This is a genomic window from Halorubrum ejinorense (genome assembly GCF_055389685.1).
In genome coordinates, this window is sequence record NZ_AP043777.1 from 492,852 (window position 1) to 510,154 (window position 17,303).

Annotated in this window: 16 protein-coding genes; 9 read left to right on the forward strand and 7 right to left on the reverse strand. The window is 71.9% G+C overall.

What is annotated here, in order from left to right; genetic code table 11:
• Positions 1-30: 30 nt before the first annotated feature.
• Positions 31-1,314 carry a threonine synthase gene (thrC, locus tag ACZ5KW_RS03530; RefSeq protein WP_343778530.1) on the forward strand — a complete coding sequence of 428 codons (1,284 nt, stop codon included), beginning with the start codon at positions 31-33 and terminating at the stop codon, positions 1,312-1,314.
• 71 nt (positions 1,315-1,385) lie between these two features.
• On the opposite strand, the gene serA is transcribed toward thrC, so the two are convergent.
• Entirely contained in the window at positions 1,386-2,990 is a 1,605-nt protein-coding gene (serA, locus tag ACZ5KW_RS03535) for a phosphoglycerate dehydrogenase (protein ID WP_343778528.1), read from the reverse strand.
• A gap of 171 nt (positions 2,991-3,161) precedes the next feature.
• Between serA and ACZ5KW_RS03540 the strand changes: the two genes are divergently transcribed.
• Both ACZ5KW_RS03540 and ACZ5KW_RS03545 read left to right on the forward strand, forming a co-directional pair.
• A complete protein-coding gene (locus ACZ5KW_RS03540) occupies positions 3,162-4,430 on the forward strand; it encodes a hemolysin family protein (protein WP_343778526.1) in 1,269 nt (422 codons plus the stop codon).
• A 161-nt stretch (positions 4,431-4,591) separates the two neighbouring features.
• Positions 4,592-5,422 carry a DUF7504 family protein gene (locus ACZ5KW_RS03545; protein ID WP_343778524.1) on the forward strand — a complete coding sequence of 277 codons (831 nt, stop codon included), beginning with the start codon at positions 4,592-4,594 and terminating at the stop codon, positions 5,420-5,422.
• A gap of 66 nt (positions 5,423-5,488) precedes the next feature.
• On the opposite strand, the gene ACZ5KW_RS03550 is transcribed toward ACZ5KW_RS03545, so the two are convergent.
• Positions 5,489-6,898, reverse strand: a complete 1,410-nt coding sequence (locus ACZ5KW_RS03550) for a HEAT repeat domain-containing protein (protein ID WP_343778522.1) — start codon at positions 6,896-6,898, stop codon at positions 5,489-5,491.
• Between the two features lie 103 nt (positions 6,899-7,001).
• The gene (gene thpR / locus ACZ5KW_RS03555) at positions 7,002-7,634 is read right to left on the reverse strand and encodes an RNA 2',3'-cyclic phosphodiesterase (RefSeq protein WP_343778520.1); all 633 of its coding nucleotides are present in this window, start codon (positions 7,632-7,634) and stop codon (positions 7,002-7,004) included.
• A gap of 125 nt (positions 7,635-7,759) precedes the next feature.
• Here thpR and ACZ5KW_RS03560 point away from each other — a divergent pair, with 125 nt between their 5' ends.
• Both ACZ5KW_RS03560 and ACZ5KW_RS03565 read left to right on the forward strand, forming a co-directional pair.
• The gene (locus ACZ5KW_RS03560) at positions 7,760-8,671 is read left to right on the forward strand and encodes an alpha/beta fold hydrolase (protein WP_343778518.1); all 912 of its coding nucleotides are present in this window, start codon (positions 7,760-7,762) and stop codon (positions 8,669-8,671) included.
• A 156-nt stretch (positions 8,672-8,827) separates the two neighbouring features.
• Positions 8,828-9,472 (forward strand): helix-turn-helix domain-containing protein, encoded by a 645-nt coding sequence (locus tag ACZ5KW_RS03565; protein WP_343778517.1) that lies wholly within the window; start codon positions 8,828-8,830, stop codon positions 9,470-9,472.
• A gap of 31 nt (positions 9,473-9,503) precedes the next feature.
• Here the strand turns inward: ACZ5KW_RS03565 and ACZ5KW_RS03570 are convergent, their stop codons facing one another.
• A complete protein-coding gene (locus tag ACZ5KW_RS03570; RefSeq protein WP_343778515.1) occupies positions 9,504-11,303 on the reverse strand; it encodes an excinuclease ABC subunit C in 1,800 nt (599 codons plus the stop codon).
• A 145-nt stretch (positions 11,304-11,448) separates the two neighbouring features.
• Here ACZ5KW_RS03570 and ACZ5KW_RS03575 point away from each other — a divergent pair, with 145 nt between their 5' ends.
• From ACZ5KW_RS03575 to ACZ5KW_RS03585, 3 genes are all read left to right on the forward strand, one after another.
• Positions 11,449-13,065, forward strand: a complete 1,617-nt coding sequence (locus tag ACZ5KW_RS03575; protein ID WP_343778514.1) for a methyl-accepting chemotaxis protein — start codon at positions 11,449-11,451, stop codon at positions 13,063-13,065.
• A gap of 126 nt (positions 13,066-13,191) precedes the next feature.
• A complete protein-coding gene (locus ACZ5KW_RS03580; protein ID WP_343778512.1) occupies positions 13,192-14,586 on the forward strand; it encodes a cytochrome P450 in 1,395 nt (464 codons plus the stop codon).
• A gap of 1 nt (position 14,587) precedes the next feature.
• Positions 14,588-14,779: a hypothetical protein gene (locus ACZ5KW_RS03585; protein WP_343778511.1), complete on the forward strand. Its 192-nt coding sequence runs from the start codon at positions 14,588-14,590 to the stop codon at positions 14,777-14,779.
• Positions 14,780-14,798: 19 nt separating this feature from the next.
• Here the strand turns inward: ACZ5KW_RS03585 and ACZ5KW_RS03590 are convergent, their stop codons facing one another.
• From ACZ5KW_RS03590 to mdh, 3 genes are all read right to left on the reverse strand, one after another.
• The gene (locus tag ACZ5KW_RS03590) at positions 14,799-15,359 is read right to left on the reverse strand and encodes a 2'-5' RNA ligase family protein (RefSeq protein WP_343778509.1); all 561 of its coding nucleotides are present in this window, start codon (positions 15,357-15,359) and stop codon (positions 14,799-14,801) included.
• A gap of 12 nt (positions 15,360-15,371) precedes the next feature.
• Positions 15,372-15,560 (reverse strand): DUF7554 family protein, encoded by a 189-nt coding sequence (locus ACZ5KW_RS03595; protein WP_343778507.1) that lies wholly within the window; start codon positions 15,558-15,560, stop codon positions 15,372-15,374.
• Positions 15,561-15,644: 84 nt separating this feature from the next.
• Complete coding sequence (mdh, locus tag ACZ5KW_RS03600) at positions 15,645-16,559, reverse strand: malate dehydrogenase (RefSeq protein WP_343778505.1); 915 nt, start codon at positions 16,557-16,559, stop codon at positions 15,645-15,647.
• A gap of 108 nt (positions 16,560-16,667) precedes the next feature.
• Here mdh and ACZ5KW_RS03605 point away from each other — a divergent pair, with 108 nt between their 5' ends.
• Positions 16,668-17,261, forward strand: a complete 594-nt coding sequence (locus ACZ5KW_RS03605) for a DUF7474 family protein (RefSeq protein WP_343778628.1) — start codon at positions 16,668-16,670, stop codon at positions 17,259-17,261.
• Positions 17,262-17,303: the final 42 nt, after the last annotated feature.

A 17,303-nucleotide genomic window follows, 5' to 3' on the forward strand; every position in this document is an offset into this window, starting at 1 on the left:
TTAAGCCCTGCCGGGACGGACCGTCACGTAATGGATCTCGCTATCGACGCCCCGGCCCCGGCGGCGCCCGACTGCGCCGCCGACGGGACGTGGCTCGCGTGTATCGAATGCGACGAGACGTTCGCGCCCTTCGAGGCGGTCCGGTACACCTGCGACGAGTGCGACGGCCTGCTCGAAGTGCGCTACAACGACCCCCCGACGTTCGCCGAGTTCGGCGCGGGCGCCCCCTCCGACGGCCCCGACCGCGGCGTCTGGCGCTACCGCGAGGCGCTCCCCTTCGACCTGGGCGTCACGCTCCCCGAGGGCGACACCCCGCTCCACCGCGTCCCCCGCATCGAGGAGGCGGTGGGCGTCGACGCGCTCCGGATCAAACACGAGGGGATGAACCCCACCGGTTCGTTCAAGGACCGCGGGATGACCGTCGGCGTCCGCGTCGCGAAGGAGCTCGGCGTCGGCGCGCTCGCCTGTGCGTCCACCGGGAACACCTCGGCCGCGCTCGCCGCCTACGGCGGCCGCGGCGACATGCAGACGCTCGTCTTGCTCCCGCAGGGCAAAGTGGCCGCCGGCAAGGTCGCGCAGGCGAGCCTCCACGGCGCCCGCATCCTGGAGGTCGACGGCAACTTCGACGCCTGTCTCGACATCGTCCAGGAGCTGGCCGCCCGCGGCGAGGCGTACCTGCTCAACTCCCTGAACCCGTTCCGTCTGGAGGGCCAGAAGACGATCGGCTTCGAGATCTTAGAGGAGTTCTACGCCGACTACGGCGCCTTCCCGGACCGGATCGTCCTGCCGGTCGGCAACGCGGGTAACACCTCGGCGCTGTACAAGGGCTTCCGCGAGCTCGTCCAGTCGGGCGCGCTCGACGTCGACGAGGTCCCCAAGCTGACGGGCGTCCAGGCCGAGGGCGCCGCGCCGATGGTCGAGGCGGTCGAGGAGGGCAACGACGAGATCCGGCGGTGGGAGCACGTCGAGACGCGCGCGACCGCGATCCGCATCGGCAACCCCGTCAACGCGCCGAAGGCGCTGCCGGGCATCCGGAACACCGGCGGCACCGCCGTCGCGGTGAGCGACAACGAGATCACCGCCGCGCAGCGTCACCTCGCCAGCGAGGGCGTCGGCGTCGAGCCCGCCTCCGCCGCGAGCCTCGCCGGGCTCAAGAAGCTCCGGCGCTCCGGGGTCGTCGACGACGACGAACAGGTCGTCTGCCTGACGACCGGTCACCTGCTCAAAGACCCCGAGGCGGCCTACGAGGCCGGCGGCGAGCCCGAACCGGTCCCGAACGACGTCGACGCGGTGCTCGATCACCTCCACGAGTGAGACGTCTCGCGGGCGAGTCGCTCGCTTCGGGAACCGACCTGCCGGCTGTTTAAAATGACTCCGCCGAACCGTTACTCCGCCGGCCGCTCGTCCGCGTCGTCCAGCGTGATCTCGGTGACCTCGACAATCCGACCGTCCTCGAGCAGCGCTTCGATGGCAGCGTCGGGGACGTCGTGGTCGAGGTTGTAGACGGTGAGCGCCTCCCCGCCCTGAGTCTCGCGGGCGTTGTACATCCCGGCGATGTTGACATCGTGGTCGCCGAGGACGGTGCCGATGAGACCGATGACGCCCGGCTCGTCCGTGTTGCGCGCGACCAGCATGTGGCCGTACGGGACCGCGTCGACCCGGAACCCGTCGATCCGGACGATTCGGGGGTCCTCGCCGGCGAACAGGGTGCCCTCGACGGCGATCGAATCGTCGCCGTTGTGGACGGTGACGCGCACGAGGCTCTGGAAGTCCTCCGTCTGGCGGGTCTTCGACTCGGTCACGTCGATGCCGCGCTCCTCGGCGAGCCGCGGCGCGTTCACCGCGTTCACCTGCCACTCCAGCGGTTCGAAGACGCCCTTCAGGGCGCTCGCGGTGACGAGCTCGACGTCCTCCTCGGCGATGTCGCCCTCGTAGGTCGCTTCGACCTCGGTGATCCGGCCGTCGAGCAGCTGTGCGGCCACCTTCCCGGCGGTCTCCGCGACGGCGATGTACGGCTTGATCCGGGGGAAGGCGGTCTCGTCGACGGAGGGCGCGTTGAGCGCCGTCAACACGGGCTCGTCGTCGAACGCGGCGAGCACCGCGTTCGCGGTGTCGACCGCGACGTTCTCCTGTGCCGCCTCCGTCGAGGCGCCGAGGTGCGGGGTCAAGACGATCTCCTCGACGTCGAGCAGCGGGGAGTCCTTCGGGAGCGGCTCCTCGGCGAACGAGTCGAGCGCGGCGCCCGCGAGGACGCCGTCCTCGACCGCCGCGGCGAGCGCCTCCTCGTCGACGATGCCGCCGCGGGCGCAGTTGATCAGGTAACCGCCCTCGAGCTGGGCCAGTTCGTCCTCGCCGATCATCCCCTCGGTCTCGGGGAGCAGCGGCGTGTGGATCGTCGCGAAGTCGCCGGCCGCGAGCGCCTCGTGGAGGTCCTCGACCAGCTCCGCGCCCATCCGGTCGGCGCGCTCCTCGGAGATGTACGGGTCGTAGACGACCAGGTCCATCCCGAGCGAGTCGAGCCGCTTGGCGACCTCCTGGCCGACGCGGCCGAGGCCGACGATGGTGAGCGTCTTGTTGTTCACTTCGGTGCCGAGGAACTCGCCTTTCGCCCACTCGCCGTCGACGAGGCGTCCGTGCGCCTGCGGGATCGACCGCGCGACCGCGAACGTCATCGCGACGGTGTGCTCGGCGGCGGCGCGGACGTTCCCCTCGGGCGCGTTCGCGACGATGACGCCGTGGTCGGTGGCGGCCTCGATGTCGATGTTGTCCACGCCGATGCCGGCGCGGCCGACGATGACGAGGTCGTCGGCAGCCTCGAAGACGGCCTCAGTGACCTCGGTTCCGGACCGGACGATGAGCGCGTTGGCGTCACTGACGGCGTCGAGCAGGGCGTCGCCCTCGGCCTCGTAGTCCGCTACGACCTCGTGGCCGGCGTCTCGGAGTCGGTCCAACCCCGCGTCCGCGATGGGGTCGGTCACGAGTACCTTCATGCTCGTAGGCACCCGCGGCGCGGGGTTAACGCTTTCCTCATCGCGCCGTTTTGCCGGCCGAACGAATCCGCGTTCGTGGATACCTAACCCCTCTGTTTCGACTGGAACGTCCGCGTTCGTGTACACACTCACCGCCGGTACTGCCTTTTATACGGGGTCGCATATCCGTATATGGACTTCACTATCGCGTTCGTCGGTGTCGGCGCCATCCTCGCGTTGACCGCCGTGAGCGCCTTCTTCTCCAGTTCGGAACTCGCGGTGTTCTCCGTCCCCACGCACCGGATCGACTCGCTCGTCGCGACCGACGTTCCGGGCGCGAGGGCGCTGTCGGCGCTGCGCGACGACTCGCACCGCTTCCTCGTCACGGCCCTGGTGAGCAACAACGTCGCCAACATCGCCGCCGCGTCCGTCGCGACCGCGGTGTTCGTCCGCTTCGGCTTCTCGGGCGGCGAGGCGGCGACCGGGTCGACGCTCGTCACCTCGGTGTTCGTCATCGTCTTCGGCGAGATCGCGCCGAAGTCGTACGCCGTCGCCAACGCGGAGAAACACGCGCTCCGCGTCTCGCGGATCGTCGTCGTCGTCCAGCGGGTCCTCCGTCCGATCCTGTTCGTCTTCGAGGCGCTCTCGGGCGTCGTCAACCGCTTCACCGGGGGCGAGTCGGACATCGAGTCGTATCTCACGCGCGAGGAGATAGCGACGCTCGTGCGCACCGGCGAGCTCGCCGGCGCGCTCGACGCCGACGAGGGCGCGATGATCCGGGGCGTCCTCGACCTCGAAGCGACGACGGTCGTCTCGGTGATGGTCCCCCGGACCGACGTGGTCGCGCTGCCGAACACGGCGACTCCGGCAGACGCGCTCTCGACGGCCGCCGAGGAGGGCGTCACGCGGATGCCCGTCTACGGCGAGAACCGCGACGACGTGATAGGCGTCGTCGACGTCCGCGACGCGATCCGCGCCGACGAGACGGGCGCCGACCTCGCGAGCGCGCTCCGCGAGCCGGTGTTCGTCCCCGAGACGAAGCCGCTCGACGAGCTGTTCGCGGAGATGCGCGCGAGCGAGACGCGGATGGTCGTCGTCGTCGACGAGCACGGCTCGGTCGTCGGCGTCGCGACGCTGGAGGACCTCTTCGAGGAGGTCGTCGGCGAGCTGGTCGGCCGGTGGGAGACGGACGCCGTCGACGTCGTCGCGCCGGACACCGCCGTCGTGCGCGGCTGGACGACGGTGACGCACCTCAACGAGACGCTCGGCCTCTCGCTGCCCGCCGACACGGGCGCGAACACCGTCGCGGGACTCGTCACCCGCCAACTCGGGCGACTCCCCGCCGAGGGAGACCGCGTCGCGGTCGGCGAGGTCACGTTCACGGTCACCGGGGCGACCGCGACCCGCGTCACCCGCGTCCGGGTCGAACACGCCGACGAGAACGGGTTCGCGTCGGCTTGACGCGGGTTCCCCGGACTCGATTCGGGTTTCCGGACTTCCCCGGACTCACCCCGGCGTGAGACGCACGGATCGGGTCGTCCGGGAAGCCGAACGGGCCGCCGATCACACATAACACAACATACATGTGTCTCCGACGGAACCGTCGAGACACGTTCTCGATCATGGTTGGCCGTTGGGCGTGTGACCGGTGTGGGTTCGTCGCGTGGACGCGGGACCGGTCCGGGATGCGCGAGGTGACGGGGTCGCACCTGCTCGCTCACCACTCGGACGCGCTCTCTCGGTCCGACTTCCGCGTCAGTTGGGACTGCCCGTACTGCGCCACCGCCAAGACCGCTTACGACACGGACGGCGCGGTCGCCGAGTTCAAGGATCACCTCCACGGTCACGTGACCGACCGCGTCGCCGACGGGGTCCACGTGGCCGACCGGGTGAGTTGGGACGGCGTCGTCCGCGTCGACGCGTCGCCGGTCGACGACGAGGCAGACGCGCTCCGGGCGCACTTCCACGGCGCGGCCGGCCTCGTCATCGCCGTGACGCCGTCTCCGGAGCGGCTGGTCCGCGCGCTCGACGAGCGCCTCGACGCGTGGCCCCGGCGGACGGTGATCGTCAGCACCGGCGAGTACGACTTCGAGGCGACGCCGGACGTCGACTTCGAGGGCGTCGGCATCGAGATGGTCGAACTCGACCCGCGCCTCTCGCCCGACGAGGTCGGCGAGACCGTCTCGCGCATCCTCGACGCCAACCACCGGCCCGGCGAGCGCGTGTCGCTGGAGGTGAGCGTCTTCCACCAGATCGTCGCCGCCTTCGACGTCGAGCGCGCGGTCTCGTTCGTCCGAATGCTCGCCGCGCGCCTCGCCGACACGGGCGGCGTGTTACAGCTGTACGTCGACGCCGACGCGGACCGGAACGTCGCCACGGTCCTCAACTTCTTCGACGAGACGATCGACCTGACGGTCGCCGTCGACGACGACCGGTTCGTCCGCCGTCCGTGAGCGACTCCCCGCCCGCGATCGACTTTCCGCCCGTGAGCGGCTCCCGCTCGTGAACGGCTCTCCGTCTCACTCCTCTCGACTCTCCGTGTAGTCCGCGGGCCAGCGGACGTAGACGTACTCCACGTGGCGGTCCGCGGCCGTCTCGACGACCGCGCGCTTGAGCCGCCGCAACACCGCTCTGGCGCGCTCCCGAGCGGCGTCGGAGGTCGCCTCGTCGCCCGCAAGCTCCCGGAGGGACCGCTCGACGTCGACGCCGAGCGGCGACTCCGGCGGATCCGCGTCGGCGCCTTCCGCCTCGGCCCCGGCGGCCGCGACGATCCGCGGCAGGTACGCGGCCGCGAGGTCCGCCACCAGCCGGTCGCGGTGGTCGAGCGATTCTATCAGCCACTCGATCGCCGCCGAACGGTCGGCCGCGGTCGGGTCCGCCGCTTCGAGGAGTTCGCAGTACAGCCACGCCGCGTACCGCCGCGTCTCGGCGTCGACGCGGGCCTCGGACCGATCCGCGTCGCCGCGCTCGGTTCCGCCTCGCGCGGCCGCGGTCCGCTCGGCCGCGACGGCGCGGAACACCGCGAGCACCCCGTCGGTCTCAAACGGCCGCTCGGTGAGGAGTCGGTCGCGCACGTCGCCGGCGGGGACCGCGCCCGCCTCGGCGATCACCGCGGCGACCGACGCCGCGGCGGCCCGCCGCACCGCCTCCGAGGGATCCGCTAACGACCCGAGGAGCACCCCGGCGGCGTCCCGCCGGTCCAGCCGACCGAGGCGGCGGACGACGGTGAGTCGAAGCCGCTCGTTGCCACGCCGCGCCGCGAGCGCGAGCAGTTCGGTCGCGTCGTCGCTGTCCATCGCGACGAGCGCGTCCACCGCGGCGCCGCGCACGAGGCCGTTCGGCGCGTTCACCAGCGGTCGCACCGCCTCGACCGCCTCGCCGCCGGACCGGGCGTATCCCTCGACGGCCCGGGCGCGGACGCGAGCGTCGTCGTCGTCGAACGCCTCGCGGAGCCGGGACGTCGCCGACTCGGCGCCGACGGCGGCCAGCCCGGTCGCGCCGACCATCCGGTAGGCGGCGCGGTCGCTCTCCAGCCACCGGACGAACGTCTCGGCGACGCCGGAGTCGGCCTTCGACACGTGACTCGCAGCCTCACCCGATTCGCGGCGGTCGGCGACGCGCGCCGCCAGCCGGTCGACGTGGGCGTCTCCGTGGAAGTACAGCGACTCGATCGCCGCCGCGCGCACCGACTCGTCCGGGTCGTCGAGGGCGGTCTCGAACAGCGCCTCGACGATCCGGCCTTCGTCGGCGCTCATCGATCCGGAGGGGTTGCCCAGCGCCTCGGCGGCCTCGCGCCGCGTCTCGGCCTCGAACCGCCGACCGAGACGAGTCAACGCCGGGGTTCGACCGCCGTCGCCGCGGCTGCCTCGGTCCGCGTCGCCGCCCGACCCGGACCTCGCGTCTCCCTCCGGTCGCGCCCCGTCGTCCATTTCGCGTACCTCTCACCGATCCGGTAGGTTAAACGTACGCCCGCGGCTATCACCGATGAGAACCTCCCCGCGGTGCGGGCCGAGCCGAGCTCCGCGAACCGCACTACTCCAGCCGGAACTCCCGGACTGCGTCGTACTCGGGCCCCGACGCGGTCAGCGTCGACGCCACCAGTCGGATCTCGCCGACTGAGAACGCACCTACCTCGGAGTCGCCCGCGTCGAGTGCGTCTCGGACCGCCTCGGCCCCGGTCGCGCTCTCGACGCGCGCCAGCGTGACGTGGGGGGTGAACGCGTGGTCGGCGGGGTCGACACCGAGCGCGGTCGTCTCCGCCTCGAGGGCGCGGTGGAGCGCGGCGAGGTCGTCGCCGCCGCGCTCGATCCCCGCCCAGACGACGGACACGTAGTCGCGGTTCGGGAAGACGCCGAGGCCGCCGACCGCGCAGTCGAACGGCGCGACGCCCGCGCGGTCGACCGCCCGCTCGCCGGCGGCGATCACGTCGTCGAGGGCGGGGGCGCCCTCGTCTCCGTCCCGGTCTCGACTTCGGTCCCCGTCTCCCTCGCGATCTCGGCCTCGGTCGCCGCCTCCGGCGCCGACCTCGCCGAGGAACTTCAGCGTCACGTGCGCCTGCTCGGGATCGACCGGACTCACGCCGGAGGCGTCCGCGAACGGGGTCTGTGCCGCCGCGACGCCGGCCGCGAGGGACTCCGGCAGGTCGACGGCGAAGAACGCGCGCATCTCGGTCGAGGGATCGGCCGAGCGACGGATACGGCTTGGGGTGGCCGAGCCAACGAGTCGCACGTAAATACTCCCGCATCAGTCCGGCATTAACCCCACCACGGGCGCGGTCGTAGTCGACATCGATGGGCACCACCGACTCCGCGCGGCCGCAATCGACCCCGGAGCGTCGGACTCCAGAGCGTCGGACTCCGGGGGCTCAAGCACCGAGCGTCGTCCGCCCGGACGACGGCCGCCGGATCGCGTACGCGACGTACGGCCCTCCCGCCGGCGATCCGGTCGTCTTCTTCCACGGGACGCCCGGGTCCCGCCGACTGGGGGCGCTCCTCGAACCGGCGGCGCAAGCGAACGACGTCCGGGTCATCGCGCCCGACAGGCCCGGCTACGGTCGGTCCTCGCCGCACCCGGACCGGACCGTCGCCGACGCCGCCGCGTCCGTGCGGCCCGTCCTGAACGACGCGGGCGTCGAGAGTGCGCCCCTCGTCGCGTTCTCCGGCGGGGCTCCCTACGCCCTCTCGACGGCGGCGACGCTTCGAGCGCGGGTCACCGGCGTCGACCTCGTCGCCGGGGCGACGCCGCCCGCGTTCACCGACGACACGCCCGCGGTACAGCGGTTGCTGACCGGACTCGCGGCCGCGACGCCCTCGGTCCTCGGTGCGCTGTTCCGCGGACAGGCGTGGGTCGCGGACCGGGCGGACCCGTCGTTCGTGGTCGGCCAGTACGCCGCGGACGCGGACGCCGTCCCCGACGACGCCGCGGCGACGGTGAAAGCGGACTTCCTCGCGGCGTTCGAGCGCCACCGGACCGGCGCGGTCACCGAGTTCCGCGACGCGGGAGCCGACTGGGGGATCGACCTCGACGCGGTCGACACCCCGGTGCGCCTGTGGCACGGGACCGCCGACGCCAACGTCCCGATAGCCGGGGCGGAACGACTGGCCGAGGCGCTCCCGAGCGCCGACCTCCGCACCCTCGACGGCGCGGACCACCTCGGGACGCTCCTCCGGGCCGCCCCCGAGGCGCTGGCGCGTCCCCGCTGACCGCTCCGGCCCTCCCCACGTCCCCGCTGACCGCTCCGGCCCTCCCCACGTCCCCGCTGACCGCTCCGAACCGCCCCACGTCCCGACCCCGTCCTGAACCCGCGCCGAACCATGCGGATTGATGTGTGGAACGGTCGAACGGCGAGCGACCGCCGAATGAAACGGATCAGGTTCTCGGCCGACTACCCGGAGCGGCTCCGCCACCCCCTCCACCGAGCCATCGTCGGCGAGTCGCCGATCTCGCGCGCGGAGCTGCTGATGTGGAGTCCGACGGCGGACGCGACGACGCTGCTCTGGTTCGACGGCGACCGCGACGCGACGACCGCCGCCGTCGGGGCGATCGACTCGCTGGTCGCGAGCAGCCTCGTGCGCGACGCGGGCGGGACCTACGCCTTCCTCCGACAGGACGACTACGAGTTCCCGGCGGCCCTCCTCGACACCGTCGCGGCGTCGCGGGTGATCTTCCTCCCGCCGGTCGTCTTCCGCGAGTCGGGCGACGTGCGGTTCGAGGCGGCGGGCGCGACCGCGGCGCTCAGCGCGTTCCACGACGACCTCGCGGCCCTCGCGGACCTCACCATCGAGCGGGTCCACGAGTTCGAGCGCCGGCGGACGCCGTCGCGGCTGACCGACCGACAGCGCGCGGCGCTGGAGACGGCGGTCTCGGTGGGGTACTACGAGGTGCCCCGCGAGGGGACCGTCGCGGACGTCGCGGCCGGGCTCGACTGCGCGACGAGCACGGCCGGCGAGCTGCTCCGGAAGGCCGAGGCGGCGGTCGTCGAGCGCGCCGTCGAGTCGGAGTGACGGCGGTCGCCGCCAGAGGAGAAGACCGCGGTTACAACCGCTCTCGGAGCGTGTCGGCGGTCGCGTCGCCCACGCCGTCCACGTCGGTGAGGTCGTCTCGGGAGGCCTCGCGGACGTTCTCGACCGACCCGAACCGCCGGAGGAGCCGGCGGCGGGTCTCGGGGCCGACGCCGGGCACGTCGTCGAGGACCGTCGCCACCTCGTCGCGGACGGTCTGGTGGTACGACACCGCGAAGCGGTGGGCCTCGTCACGGACGCGCTGGAGCAGGTGGAGCTCGGGGGCGTCGTCGTCCCAGCGGCGGGTGCCGGAGGGGGTCACCACCAGCTCCTCCGCCTTCGCGAGCGCGACGACGGGCACGTCCCAGCCCGTCTCCGCGAGGGCGTCGCGCGCGGCACCCAGCTGTCCGTCGCCGCCGTCGATGAGCAGCAGGTCCGGGTCGGGTCGGTCGTCTCGGCCCTCCACGGCGCGCTCCGCGCGCCAGCGGATCAGCTCGCGCATGTTGGCGTAGTCGTCGTTGCGCTCGGTGAGCTTCTTCCGGCGGTAGTCCGCGGTCTCGGCGCTCCCGTCGACGAAACAGACGTCGGAACCGACCACGGCGGTCCCCTGCGCGTGGCTCACGTCGAACCCCTCGATCCGGGCGGGCGGCGAGACGCCGAGTCGGTCGCCGAGCGCGCCCACGGGGTCGTCGCGGCCGCCGCGCTTCCGGGCGTTCTTCAGCGCGAGTTCGACGAGTTTCGCCTCGCGGCCGGCCCCCGGGACCCGCACGGCGACCCCTTCGCCCTCCAGCCAGTCGACCACGTCCGAGTCGGACGGGCGCTCCGCCAAGAGGACCGCGTCGGGGAACTCGCGCTCCGCGTAGTACTGCGCGAGGAACGCCGCGAGGACGGCGGCCGGGGTGTTGGCCGCCGACCCGTCGCTCGTGTCGTCGCTCGCGCCGTCGGTCTCCCCGCCGGCCCCGCGCTCGTCCTCCACCGCCGCCGCGTCCAGCCGGTGGCGGCTGCGGTCGACCAGCTGGCCGCGCTCGCTGTGGAGCCGGGCCACGCGGGCGGTGTCGCCCTCGACCGCGGCCGCGAGCACGTCGACGGTGCGGTCGTCGCTCCGGTCGCTCACGGCCTCGCCGCCCTCGCCGTGGAACGCCTCGACGGCCTCGAGCCGGTCGCGGAGGTTCGCGGCGCGCTCGAACTCGTTCGCCTCGGCGGCGGCCTCCATCCGCCGGCGTAGGGGGTCGGCGAGGACCCCCGTCTCGCCGTCGAAGAAGCGGCGCGCGGCCGCCACGTCCTCGGCGTAGCTCTCGGCGTCGATCTCGCCGGTACAGGGGGCCGAGCAGATCCCCATCTCGTAGTCGAGACAGGGGCGCTCGCGGCCCTCGTACTTGTGGTCCGAACAGCCCCGCAGGCGGTACTCGTCGCGGATCGCCTTCACCACCGTCTCGACGCGGCCCACGTCGGTGAACGGGCCGTACGCGACGGCGCCCTCCTCGGGGTCGCGGGTCACCTCGATCCGCGGCACCGCGTGGTCGGAGAAGGCGACGAGCGGGTAGGACTTGTCGTCTTTCAGCCGGACGTTGTACCGCGGCCGGAGCCGCTTGATCAGGTTCGCCTCGAGCAGGAGCGCCTGCGTCTCCGTGTCGGTGACCGCGAACTCGACGCGGTCGGCGCGCTCGACCATGCCCCGGATCCGGCCCGAGCGCGGGTCGGCGTACGACCGCACCCGGTCGCGGAGGTCGAGGGCCTTCCCGACGTACAGCGTCGTCTCGCCCGCGCGGAACTGGTAGACCCCCGGCTCGGTCGGGAGGTCGCGGGCCCGCTCTCGCACCGCTTCGGCGTCCATCGGTCTCGGATCGCCGTAGCCGCCCGACGCCATTGAACGCTGCGGGGCGGGGCGGTCTCCCCTCTTCGCCGTTTCACTCGAGTTATCAAACGTGAGTTCCGGGACGTGCGGTTTATGATGGCGGTTGGGAGACGGTGACGTAGACATGACGGGACTTCGCGAGCGCCTGCGGAACGTGTTCGGGCGGGGGAGCGACTCCCGGTCGGTCCCCGACGGGGGAGTCGTCGTCGACGGGCCGTCGGACGGCGCGGGACCGACTGAGAGCGGCACCGCCGAGGGAGACAACGAAACGTACGAGATAGCCGACGAGCAGGGCGTCGACCGCGCCGAGACGCTGGCGGGTGCGGGCTTCCAGCAGGTGTTCAACGCGACGAGCGTCCCGACCTTCATCCTCGACGCCGACGGCAACGTCGCCGAGTGGAACGAGTCCATCGTCTCGCTTACCGGGGCCGAGCGGGAGGACGCCATCGGCCACGGCCACGTCTCCGAGCTGTTCTACCCCGACGGCCGACGGGCCGACACGCTCGCCGACAAAGTGCTCGACGCGCCGGAGACCGCGGACGAGGTGTACGGCGTCGAGCGCTGCGACGCCGCGACGACCCGCTACCGCGACACGAGCACGATGGTCGACCGCCACGGCGACGAGAAGCACATCGAGTTCACCGCGACGCCAATGTACGGCGACGGCGGCGAGATCGTCGGCGTCAGCGAGGTCGTCATCGACCGCACCGAGAACGTCAACGAGCGCGACGCGACGGCCCGACTCGTCTCCGAGATCCGCGAGACTGCAGAGGCGATCGGCGAGGGGAACCTCGACGCTCGCGCGGTCTGTCACGACGAGTGTGAGGAGGTCCTCGGCGACGACCTGCTCCGGGTCGTCGGCGTCGTCAACCAGATGGCCGAGAACCTCGACCAGCTCTCCTCGGGCGTCCACGAGAAGGCGCGCGACCTCGACGGCACCGTCGAGGAGGCGAGCGCCGCGGCCGCCGACATCGCCGAGAACGTCGACGAGCAGAACGAGCTCTTAGAGGAGAGCGTCTCGGAGATGCAGTCCTTCTCCGCGGGGATGGAGGAGGTCGCCGCGACCGCAGACCAGGTCGACACCGCCGCGGTCGCGGCCGCCGACGCGGCCGACGAGGGGCTCGACGCCAGCGAGGACGCCCGCGAGGCGACCGAAGACGTCGTCGAGATCGGCGACGAACTCGTCGAGAGCGTCGGCGCGCTCTCCGACCGCATGGACGACATCGAGGAGGTCATCGAGGTCATCTCCGAAGTGGCCGAGCAGACGAACCTCCTCGCCCTGAACGCCAACATCGAGGCCGCCCGCGCCGGCGAGGGCGGCGACGGCTTCGCGGTCGTCGCGGAGGAGGTGAAGAAGCTCGCCGACGAGACCCGCGGCTACACCGAGGAGATCACGGAGAGCCTCGACAAGCTGCAGGCGCAGTCCGCGGAGACCACCACCGCCGTCGAGCGCTCGCACGACCGCATCGAGGACGCCGGCACCGAGATCGAGACGGTCCTCGACTCGCTCGAGGAGATCGCCGACGCCGTCGACGAGGCGGCCGCGGGCGTCGCCGAGGTCGCGCGGACCACCGACGACCAGGCCGCGACCGTCGAGGAGCTCACCTCGTCGCTGGAGGCGGTCCGCGAGCGCTCCGACCGCACCGAGGACGCGACCGAGCGCATCGTCGACGCCACCGACGACCAGGAGGCGGCCGTCGACGAGCTGATCGCCCGCGTCGAGCGGTTAGACGCCCGGTAGTCCCGCGTCCTAACGCTCACGTTCCCTCGACCGTTCCCGTCTCGACGCCCGCCCGTCGCCCGCCTCGTTCGATCGATTTTCTTCCTCCCGCCGAACGTTTAACCCCGCTCAACCCCCAGAAACAGCATGTCCGTTACGCCGCCCGGACCGCTCGGCGACCCCCTCTTCGGGAACGGTCGCCAGTTCGCTGACGACCCGTTCGGATTCCTGCGCGCCTGCGCCGACAGCTACGGGGACGTGGTGCGCCTCAACCTCGGTCCCCGCGAGACGTACCTGCTGACGAACCCCGCCGACGTCGAGCGCGCGCTCGTCTCCGACGCCGAGCGCTACCGGAAGCCCCAGTTCGGCGACGACGCCATGGACACGCTGCTCGGCGACGGCCTCCTCCTGAGCGAGGGGGAGACGTGGCAGCGCCAGCGAAAACTGGCCAACCCCGCCTTCCACAACCGCCGGATCGGCGCGCTCGCCGGCGTGATGGCCGACCACGCCGAATCGCACGTCGCCGAGTGGGAGGACGGCGACGTCGTCGACCTCCAGTTAGAGCTGGCGCGGCTCACCGTGAAGATCATCGTCACGGCGATGTTCGGCGCCGACATCAGCGACGAGGAGGTCAAGACGGTCCAGGAGAACCTCGAACCGCTCGGCGCCCGGTTCGAGCCCGACCCCCGCCGCTACCTGATCCCGAACTGGATGCCGACGCGCGAGAACCGGGAGTTCGATCGGGCGATCGAGACGCTCGAATCGGTGATCGACGGCATCGTCGACCGCCGCCGCGGCACGGAGCGCGACCCGAGCGTCGACCCCGCCGGTCCGGACGGGGCCGCGGTGCGCGGCCCGCCCGGCGACCCCGACGGCGACCTCCCGATGGACCTCCTCTCCGTCCTGCTCCGCGCCCGCGACCGCGGCGAGCAGACCGACGCGAACCTCCGGGACGAGCTGGTCACGATGCTTCTGGCCGGCCACGACACCACCGCCTTGGCGCTCACCTACGCCTTCTACCTCCTCTCTGACCACCCGGCGGCCCGGGAGCGGGTCGCAGACGAGGCCGGCGCGGCCGTGAGCAACGGCCCCCTGACCGCGGCCGGCGTCCGCGACATGGACTACACCGAGCGCGTGCTCAACGAGTCGATGCGGCTCTACCCGCCCGTCTACACGCTGTTCCGCGAGCCGAAGCTCGACGTGAAACTGGGGGGGTACCGGATCCCGGAGGGGTCCGCGCTGATGATCTCGCAGTGGGTCGTCCACCGCTCCGAGCGGTGGTACGACGACCCGGATACGTTCGACCCCGGTCGCTGGACGCCCGAGCGTCGGAGCCAGCGCCCCCGGTTCGCCTACTTTCCGTTCGGCGGCGGCCCGCGCCACTGCATCGGGAAGGCGTTCTCCCTGCTGGAGGCGAAGATAATCCTCGCGACGGTCTGCTCGCGGTTCGACCTCGACTACGAGGGGCCCGACCTCTCCCTGCGCGGCTCGCTGACGATGCATCCGGACCACCCGGTACCGATGCGGCTCCGCGAGCGCTGAGATGGCGGACGCCGGCGAGGAAGCCGAACCCTACTGCGCGCGGTGCGGCGAGCCCCTCAGCCGCGGTCTCGTCGCCGGGAAACGGCGCGCCTGCTGTCTCAACGCCACCCCCATCGCCGGCGTCTGCCCGACGCACGGGCCCGTCGGAGAGCACGACGCGGTCGACGCTCGCAGCGATGTCGACGACGGCTGAGGAGACCGACGACGCCGGCTCAGAGGTCGACCGTCGCCGCGACCTCGCGGAACTCGGGGTCCCACACGTCGAGCGCGTGGACTCGCCACCGGACCGGGTCGAACTCGGCGTCCACCAACCCCGCGACCGCTCCCGGTTCGGGGTTCCCGCCGCGCGCGAGCGTGACGTGTGGCACGTACTCGTCGCCCTCGATCCCCTCCACGGCTCCGAACGCGTCACAGAGCCGACCGTGAAGCCGCAGGAGGCCCTCGCTCTCGACGGTCAGATAGACGACTGGCGCCGACCCGGACGCCGGCGCGTCGAAGACGTCGACTCCGGTCACGGCGACCTCGAACGGTGCGGTTCTCCCGAGCGGGCGACCGAGCCGCCCGCGCAGACGGTCGAGCGCGTTCGCTCGCCGCGGCGGCTCGGCGTCTCCGTCCTCGCTCCCCTCTCCCCGCTCGCCGACGTCCGCGACGCCGAACCGCTTACAGACGAGCGTGTAGCGCTCGCGGACCGTCTCGAACCCCTCCAGTTTCGGGTGGAGATCGGCCGCGAGACGCTCGACTGCGGGGGCGAGCGGAACGTTGAGGCTGAACACGCTGACGCCGGTTCAGATCCGATCGGTGAGGTGTAAGGCGATCACGACGACGAGCGCGACCCCGATCAGCGTCGGGAGGGCGTCGAGCAGCCAGAACGCGAGGCCGAGGACGGCCTCTACTATCTCCAGCAGAAGCCACGCCACGACGAGCAGCAGGACGAGCTTCAACAGGTCGTCGGTGTCGATCTCGGCGCGGTTCATGACGCAACGACGGCGCGGCAGCGATAAAAGTCCGGTGGGTAGCGGTCGCCGCAGCGGTCCGAACCGATCGGGGCGATCGGTTCGCTACGCGATCTTCTCGTACTGCTCGGAGAGCTTCTCGGCGGCCTCGTCGAGCAGGTCGGCCTCGTACTCGTCGAGGTCCCACTCGACGACCTCTTCGACGCCGTTCGAGCCGAGCTTCGCGGGCACGCCGAGCGCGGTGTCCTCGTAGCCGAACTCGCCGTCGAGGACGACCGAGCAGGGCAGCACCTCGCCGGTGTCGTTGAGGATGGCCTCGACGGTGTGGGCGACGCCGGTGGCGGGCCCCCACTGCGTGGCGCCCTTCCGGCTGATCACGTCCATCGCCGACTCCTGGAGGTCCGCGAGGATCTGCTCTTTCTCGTCGGCGTCGAACTCGGGGTCGCGGCCGTCGACGCGCACCTTCGAGAAGACGGGCGCCTGCGCGTCGCCGTGCTCGCCGAGGATCGTCGCCTCGACGTTCTTGACGGGCGCGTCGAATCGCTCGGAGAGGACGTAGCGGAAGCGCGCGGAGTCGAGCCGGCCGCCGAAGCCGACCACCTTGCCGCGGTCGCGGTCGCCCGCCTCGTAGAGGTGGCGATTGAGCAGGTCCACCGGGTTCGAGGTGGTGACGGTGACGAAGTCGTCGTTGTGCTCGGCGATGGAGGCGCCGATGTCCTCCATGATCGGCGCGTTGTCGCCGGCCAGGTCGATCCGGGTCTGGCCCTCCTTGCGCGGGATGCCGGCCGTGATGACGACGACGTCCGAGCCGGCGGTGTCCGCGTAGTCGCCCTGCCGGACGGTCGTGTTCGAGTCGTAGGCGACGCCGTGGTTCGCGTCGGCCGCCTGCCCGATGGTCGTCTCGCGCTGGTCCGGAATGTCGACGAAGACGAGCTCGTCGACCACGTCGCGCAGCGCGAGGTTGTAGCCCGCCGCGGCTCCGACGGTCCCCGCCGCACCGATAACGCTGACCTTTGTCATACCGTCTTGATCCGCGACCGGGCGGTGAGTAAACGTTTCGGAACCCCCGCAACGCTCGCGAGCGTCGTCGCGAAACCCCTAACTCCCGGCGCGTCGAACCGACGCGTCGTGCCGACGTTCCGCTACCCGTGTCCCGGCTGTCGGACGACGAACAGCCTTCACGACGCCGACTGCGAGTTCGAGGGCGTGAGCTGGCCGACCGTCGAGAAGGCGTACACGGACCTGCTGTCGGTGCTCTCCGCCGAGCGAGACGGCCTCTCGGAGGCGGCGCTGCGCGACGCGGTCCCGGCCGACTGGGGCGGGCTCCACAAGGCGGCGCTCGGGGCGCTCCGGCGCGACCAGCGCGTCGTCGAGGACGGCGACGACCTCCGGCTGCTCACCGCCGCCGAGTTCAAGGAGCTTGTCTCCGAGCCGACCCGCGAGCCGATGCGGACGGTGTACGAACACGGCTCCGTCCCGGGCTGTCACGACAACGCGGTCTTCGCGATGGTGGCGTGGTACGAGATGGTGGGGCTCTCGTGGCCCGAGACCCGCGAGAACGTGGTGGCGTGGCTCCGCGAGTCGGGCGCGTGGGACCGCGGCGGCTTCGAGGAGTCCACCCCCGAAGAGCTCGTCGACGGCAAGCGCCACGTGTACGACGAGGGGTACGGCTGGAAGGAGAAGGGACAGGCGGCCAAACGCGTCATCGAACGACACCTGTAGCGCGGCGCCGGGCGGGCCCGGAACGCTCGCCGCCGCCTCGGA